The organism is Acidocella sp. MX-AZ02 (assembly GCF_000306035.1).
Lineage (GTDB): Bacteria > Pseudomonadota > Alphaproteobacteria > Acetobacterales > Acetobacteraceae > Acidocella > Acidocella facilis.
This window is the reverse complement of the sequence record NZ_JH976207.1, coordinates 116,142-122,560: the sequence shown is the minus strand read 5'-3', so window position 1 is coordinate 122,560 and position 6,419 is coordinate 116,142. Positions and strand designations below refer to the sequence as shown.

The window sequence follows — 6,419 nt, the reverse complement described above, 5'->3', positions numbered from 1 at the left end:
TGAGCTGGGCGGCCTTCTGCGCATCCGCCAGCGCGGCGGGGAAATCGCGCATCTGCAGCTCGGTGAAGGCGCGGTCCACATACGGGCCGGATGCGGACGGGGTGAGGGCGATGGCGCGGCTGGCATCGGCCAGGGCGGCGGGGAACTGGCCGAGCCGCGCCTCCACCTCGGAGCGCGCCGCCAGCCCCAGCGCATCATCGGGGCTCGCCTGCAGCAGGGCATTATCCTCGCGCAGCGCCTCCTCGCTGTGGCCGGCGGCGGCGGCGGCGATGCCGCGAACCAGATGCACGCGCGGATCGGTGCTGCCCAGGGTCGCGGCCTGGTTGGCATCCGCCAGGGCGGTTGCCATGTCGCCAGTCGCCAGCTCGGCCATGGCGCGGTCGATCAAGGCGGTATCGTCATCGGGGGCGAGGGCGAGGGCGGCGTTCTGGTCGGCCAGGGCGGCGCGCCAATCATTGCCGGAGAGTTCGATCTCGCCGCGCAGAACCAGCGGCGCCGGGCTGTTGGGGATCAAGGCCTGGGCCTGGTTCACCGCCGCCAGCGCCTCGGGCAGCTGGTGCAAGGCGAGATAGGCGCGCGCCAGCGTGACATGGATGCCGCCATTCTCGGGGTTGAGAGCGATGCCGGCCAAGGCGTCCGCCAGCGCCGGCTGGGGCTGGTGCAGTTCCAGCTCGGCCAGAGCCCGGTTGTTACGGGCCTCGAAATCATAGGCCTCCATGTCCTGCCCGGCATCGAGGACGGCGCCGCAGCCTTGCAGGGCGGCGGTGGGGTCATGGCTCTCGCACGCCGCCAGGGCGGGCGGCGCATCGGAGAATGCCGGCGCGGCGGCAAGGAAGGCGAGGCTGGACAGGAGGCAGAGACGCCGCATCATTCATCCTTCAAGGCGCGGCCCATCAGCGCCGCCATGGTCTGCGTCACATTCATTTCACCGGACAGAAGATTTGTCACGGCCTGCGTGATCGGCATCTCAACCTTGGCGCGCGCGGCGCGGGCGAGCAAGGCCGGGGCGGTGAGCACGCCTTCCGTCACCGCCGCGCGCGCGCCCAAAATCTCCGCCAGCGCGCGCCCCTGCCCCAGCCCGAAGCCCAGCGAATAATTGCGGCTGCTGGCGCCGGTGCAGGTGAGCAGCAGATCGCCCAGCCCGGAGAGGCCGGCGATGGTCTCGGGCTTGCCGCCCAACGCCTCGGCCAGCCGGGCGATTTCGGCGAGGCCACGGGTGATCAAGCCAGCGCGGGCATTCTCGCCCAGCCCCGCCCCCATCACCACCCCGGCGGCGATGGCGATGACATTCTTCGCCGCCCCGCCCAGGGCCGCGCCGATGATGTCCGCCGCGCCATAGAGGCGAAAGCTCGGCGTGTGCAGGGCGGCGATGAGATCGGCCCGCAAGGCCGCATCCGGCGTCGCCAGTACCGCGGCGGCGGGCAGGAAGGCGGCGATTTCATGCGCGAAATTCGGACCGGTGAGGATGGCGCAGGGGCGCGGCGCGACAATCTCCGGCGGCAGCGCCAGGCTGCCCGTCTCCAGCCCCTTGCAGCACAGCACCAGAGGCGGTCCGGGCGGCAGGCTGGGCAGGATGGCGCGCAGATGCTGCATCGGCACCGCCAGCAGCAGGATGTCGGCTGTTGGCATTTTGGCGGTGACGCGCAGCGCATCCGGAAAGCGCGCCCCCGGCAGGCGGGGATTTTCCCGTGCTGCCTGCATCTGCTCGGCTTTCTGCGCATCGCGGGCCCAGAGCGTGACATCCTTGCCGGTCTGGGCGAGCAGGATGGCCAGGGCCGTGCCCCAGGCCCCGGCGCCGATCACCGCGATGGATTTACTCATTGATGATGCGCTCCAGCGCGACGCTCGCCCCGGCCTCGCCGAACGCGTCGCGACAGGCTTCGAGAATCGGCAGCGCCTCGGTTTCGAAGCCGAACGGCGGGTTGATGATGGCAAGCCCGGCGCCGTTGAGGCGGGTGGGGTCGGTATCGGGCCGGCGCAGCAGCTCGGCGGCGACGAGATCCTTCACCCCCGCCAATCGCAGCGCTTCGAAAAAGCCGCGCACCGGGGCGCGATGCTTGATCGGGTACCAGACGACATAGACGCCGGAAGGGAATTTCCGCCAGGCGGCGGCGAGGGTCTTGGCGAGATGGGCGAATTCGTCGGTGCGTTCGAAAGGCGGGTCGATCAGCACCAGAGCGCGCTTCTCCGGCGGCGGCAGAAAGGCGCCCAGGGCTTCATAGCCGTCGCGCTCATGCGCGGCGGCGTTGGCATAAGGGCGCAGAGTGCGGCGCAGGATCTGGGCGTCTTCCGGGTGCAGCTCGCAGGCGATCAGCCGGTCCGTGGATCGCAGCGCTGCGATGGTGAAGAGCGGCGAGCCGGGATAGAGGCCAAGGCGGCGGATGGTTTCGACATAATCCGCCAAAGCCGGCGGCGGGGCATCGAGCAGGCGGCCAATGCCGTCGCGCCATTCCCCGGTTTTCTCTGCCTGTTCGCTGGTGACATCATAGGCGCCGAGCCCGGCATGGGTGTCCAGCACCAGGAAGGGCTTGGGCTTGCGCTGCAGGCCGGCGAGCAGGCGCAGCAGCAAGGCGTGTTTCATCACATCGGCGAAATTGCCGGCATGGTAGATATGGCGGTAATTCATAGCGTATCCAGCGGCCAGCGGGGCTTGCAGGGAGTGTCGAGGGGCGAGACTTCGCCCTGGCGCAGCCGCTCGATCGCGGCCCAGGCGACCATCACCGCATTATCCGTGCACAGGCGCAAAGGCGGGGCGATAAGCGGTTTGCCGGCCTGCGCCGCGACCTCGCCGAGGCGCGCGCGAATGGCCTGGTTGGCGGCCACCCCGCCGGCGACGATCACGGCGCTGGCCTGCGGCAGCATGGCCAGGGCATGGCGCAGCCGGTCACCGAGAATATCCGTAATACAGGCCTGGAAGCTGGCGGCGATGTCCGCCGCGCGGGCGCGGGGCAGCGCGCCGGGCGGCTCCACAGCGAGCAGCTGGGCGATGGCGGTTTTCAGGCCGGAGAAAGAGAAATCACAGCCTTCGCGGCCGAGCAACGGGCGGGGCAGCTTCACCGCTTTCGCATCGCCCTCGCGGGCCAGCGCCTCCAGCGCCGGGCCGCCGGGATAAGGCAGGCCGAGCAGCTTGGCGGTTTTGTCGAAGGCCTCGCCCACCGCGTCATCCAGCGTCGAGCCGAGCAGGCGATAGCGTCCCACCCCTTCCACCGCGACGCATTGGCTATGGCCGCCGGAGAGCAGCAGCAGCAGATACGGAAACGCCACCGGCGCGCTGGCCTGGCCGGGCAGCCGCGCGGTGAGGGCGTGGGCCTCCAGATGATTGATGGCGAGATACGGCACGCCGGCCGCCAGCGCCGCGCCCTTGGCGTAGCCGGTGCCCACCAGGAGCCCGCCGATCAGCCCCGGCCCCGCCGTGGCGGCGATGCAGGCGAGGTCGGCGAAGCCCAGTCCGGCCTCGCGCAAAGCCTGGCGCACCATGGCGTCGAGCGCCGCCAGATGGGCCCGCGCGGCGATCTCCGGCACCACCCCGCCAAAGGCCGCGTGATCCTCGATCTGGCTCAGCACCAGCTCGGCGAGAATCCGGCCATCCGGGGCCAGAATCGCGGCCGCGGTCTCGTCGCAGGAGCTTTCAATGCCCAAAATCGGCGCATCGTCTTTTCTTTCCATGCCCTACGATCTAGACCACGCGCGTGAAAACCGAAACGCCCCCCGCCCCCGCCGTGCAGCCGCATAAGCGCAACCTGCCTTTGAAGGTCGGCACCCGGGGCTCACCGCTGGCGCGCCAGCAGACAGAGCATTTCCTACAGCGCATCACCAGCTTCTGCCCGGTGCTGCGCGGGATGAGCGTGTTCGAGGAGCATATCATCGTCACCACCGGCGATGCGGTGCAGCACCGGCCGTTGGCGGAGATTGGCGGCAAGGGGCTGTTCGCCAAGGAAATCCATGAGCAGCTGCTGGCCGGCAGCATCGATTTCGCGGTGCATAGCCTGAAGGATCTGGAGACGACGCTGCCGGATGGCATCGCGCTCGCCTGCACGCTCAAGCGCGAGGATGCCCGGGATGCGCTGATCTTGCCGCCGGGCACGCAGATCGACCCTGCGGACCCGTTCGGGGCGCTGAAGCAAGGGGCGCTGGTCGGCTCGGCCAGCGTGCGCCGGCAATCGCAGCTGAAATATGCAAGGCCAGATCTGAATTTCACCCTGCTGCGCGGCAATGTCGGCACGCGCCTGGGCAAGGTGGAGGGCGGCGAGTTGGATGCGACGCTGCTGGCCTATGCCGGGCTGCGCCGGCTGGGGCTGGCGGAGAAGGCGAGCGTGCTGCTGAGCCCGGAGCAGATGGTGCCAGCCGCCTGCCAGGGTATTGTCGGCATCACCGTGCGCAGCGCGGATGAGGAATTGCTCGCACTGCTGGCCGGCATCGAGGATGCCGAGGCGCGGGCGGTGAGCCGGGCGGAGCGGGCCTTGCTGGCGGCGCTGGATGGCTCCTGCCGGACGCCGATCGGCGGGTATGCGCGGCTGCTGGAGGATGGCAGCCTGCATCTGACCGGGCTGGTGGCGCGCGCCGATGGCAGCTTCCTGCTCAAGCGCAGCCTGACCGGCGCGGTGGCGGATGCCGAGGCGCTGGGGGCGGAGCTCGGCGACTCGCTGAAGGCCGACAGCCCCGAGGATATTTTCGCGCCGTGAGGCTGCTGGTCACCCGGCCTGAGCCCGGGGCCAGCGCCACCGTCCAGAGGCTGGCGGGGATGGGGCATGAGCCCACCGCCCTGCCCTGCCTTGCCATCACCCAACGCCCCGCCCGGCTGCCGCCGCACCCGGCGGCGCTGATCGTCACCTCCGGCCAGGCGGTGCCGTCATTGCCCGCGCGGCTGCACGGGGTGCCGGTATTCTGTGTGGGCGACGCGACGGCGGCGAAGCTGCGCGAGGCGGGTTTCACCCGGGTGGAGAGCGCGCAAGGCGATGCCGAGGCGCTGGCGACGCTGGTGATCGCGCGGCAGGTGCAGGGGCTGCATGTGCTCACCGTCGGCGAGCGGCACGGGCAGAAGTTGGCGGCGGAGCTGCGCGCGGCGGGGCTCTCGGTGCTGCGCCGGCGGGTTTACACGGTCTCGCCCTTGCGGGTGATGCCGGCGGCGATCCGCGCCGCGCTGAGCACCGGCCATTTCGAGGGAGCATTGTTTTACTCCGCCGAGACGGCGCGGGCTTTCGCGCGTTTGCAGCCGGATGGCACAGCGGGGATGCGGGCCTATGCGCTGAGCCAAAACGTCGCCAAGGGGTTGCAGGGACTGCCCTGGGCCGCCATTCTGATAGCAAGAGCACCGACGGAGGCGGATTTAATGGCGTTGCTGGCATGAGCGAAACGGGACCGACCAGCCCTGAGACCGGCAAGCAGACGCCAGCCCCCCTGGCGCTGCCCGCGCCTGAGCCCACGCCAGAACCCGCGCCTGTGCCCCCCTCGCCCGCCATGCCGCCCGCCAAAGCCCGCCGCAGCGCCTGGCCGCTCTGGTTCGGCGCCGGCTTCGTGATTCTGGCGGCGGGCGAGGGCTATCTCTTCGTCCAGCAGCAGGCGCATCAGGCCGACAAGACCAATCTCGCCGTGCTGCAAAGCCAGGTCGCGGATATGCGCGCGGCGGCGGCGAAGACCTCGCCGGTGGCGGATCTGATCAACGCGCAGGCGCAGATCGCGCAGAAGCAGGCGGCTTTGGCGGCACAGGTGAATGCGATGCAGGGCCAGATGTCCGCCGACCATGGCGCACTGGCGGCCTTGCAGGCGAATGCGCAGGATCTCGGCAAGCTGACGGCGCGGATGGCGCAGCTGAATGATGTCGCCGCGGCGCGGATGGCGCTGGAGACCGGCCAGCCGCTCGGCGTGGTGCGCAACGCGCCGCCGGCCTTGGGCGTGTTCGCGGACACCGCCCCGCCGACCATGGCGCAGCTGCGCGAAAGCTTCCCCGCCGCCGCGCGCAATGCCGAGGCGGCGAGCCTGGCGAATAATGGCCAGGCCGGGTTCTGGGCGCAGGTGAAGCTGCGGCTGGAAGGGCTGATTACGATTTCCAACGGGGACCATGTGATCTTCGGGCCACCGGCGGCGGCGGCGCTGAACAAGGCCAAGGCGGCGCTGGCGAATGACGATCTGGCCCAGGCGGTGGCGGCGCTGGACCGGCTGAGCCCGCCCACCCAGGCGGCGATGGCGAGCTGGCTGACCCCGGCGCGGCAATTGCTGGCCGCCCGCCAGGCTCTGGCGCAGATGGCCCAGCAGGGGCAATAGCGCATGTGGAAGGCGCTGAAATTCTGCATCGTCGCGGCGGTTATTCTGGTTTTCGCCTGGTGGGTGGCGAGCCTGCCCGGCGTGTTCAGCGCCGATATCGGCAGCTACCGGATCGACAGCTCCGCCCCGGTGGCGCTGCTGCTGCTGCTGCTGCTGGT

The 6,419-nt window shown here is 70.2% G+C and carries 7 protein-coding genes; 3 read left to right on the top strand and 4 right to left on the bottom strand.

What is annotated here, in order from left to right:
- The 4 genes from MXAZACID_RS00610 to tsaD all read right to left on the bottom strand — a co-directional run.
- A partial coding sequence (locus MXAZACID_RS00610; protein ID WP_168118365.1) for a tetratricopeptide repeat protein occupies positions 1–868 on the bottom strand: 868 nt, incomplete at its 3' end.
- Positions 868–1,821, bottom strand: coding sequence for an NAD(P)H-dependent glycerol-3-phosphate dehydrogenase (locus MXAZACID_RS00605; protein WP_008492048.1), 954 nt, complete (start codon positions 1,819–1,821; stop codon positions 868–870). The genes MXAZACID_RS00605 and MXAZACID_RS00610, both read right to left, overlap by 1 nt.
- Complete coding sequence (locus MXAZACID_RS00600; RefSeq protein ID WP_008492046.1) at positions 1,814–2,626, bottom strand: 23S rRNA (adenine(2030)-N(6))-methyltransferase RlmJ; 813 nt, start codon at positions 2,624–2,626, stop codon at positions 1,814–1,816. Before MXAZACID_RS00600 ends, MXAZACID_RS00605 begins: the two co-directional genes overlap by 8 nt.
- Positions 2,623–3,666: a tRNA (adenosine(37)-N6)-threonylcarbamoyltransferase complex transferase subunit TsaD gene (gene tsaD, locus MXAZACID_RS00595; protein WP_008492044.1), complete on the bottom strand. Its 1,044-nt coding sequence runs from the start codon at positions 3,664–3,666 to the stop codon at positions 2,623–2,625. The genes MXAZACID_RS00600 and tsaD overlap by 4 nt, the downstream gene beginning before the upstream one ends.
- A 23-nt stretch (positions 3,667–3,689) precedes the next feature.
- Between tsaD and hemC the strand changes: the two genes are divergently transcribed.
- Genes hemC through MXAZACID_RS00580 form a run of 3 tightly spaced genes read left to right on the top strand, consistent with a single transcriptional unit; the run spans position 3,690 to position 6,261 of the window.
- Entirely contained in the window at positions 3,690–4,682 is a 993-nt protein-coding gene (hemC, locus tag MXAZACID_RS00590) for a hydroxymethylbilane synthase (protein ID WP_008492043.1), read from the top strand.
- A complete protein-coding gene (locus tag MXAZACID_RS00585) occupies positions 4,679–5,347 on the top strand; it encodes a uroporphyrinogen-III synthase (RefSeq protein ID WP_008492042.1) in 669 nt (222 codons plus the stop codon). Before hemC ends, MXAZACID_RS00585 begins: the two co-directional genes overlap by 4 nt.
- Entirely contained in the window at positions 5,344–6,261 is a 918-nt protein-coding gene (locus MXAZACID_RS00580) for a hypothetical protein (protein ID WP_008492041.1), read from the top strand. The genes MXAZACID_RS00585 and MXAZACID_RS00580 overlap by 4 nt, the downstream gene beginning before the upstream one ends.
- Positions 6,262–6,419 lie beyond the last annotated feature (158 nt).

Coding starts and splice junctions, on each gene's coding strand:
- MXAZACID_RS00605 (WP_008492048.1), bottom strand. CDS start 1,821: ATGAGTAAATCCATCGCGGTGATCGGCGCCGGGGCCTGGGGCACGGCC.
- MXAZACID_RS00600 (WP_008492046.1), bottom strand. CDS start 2,626: ATGAATTACCGCCATATCTACCATGCCGGCAATTTCGCCGATGTGATG.
- tsaD (WP_008492044.1), bottom strand. CDS start 3,666: ATGGAAAGAAAAGACGATGCGCCGATTTTGGGCATTGAAAGCTCCTGC.
- MXAZACID_RS00580 (WP_008492041.1), top strand. CDS start 5,344: ATGAGCGAAACGGGACCGACCAGCCCTGAGACCGGCAAGCAGACGCCA.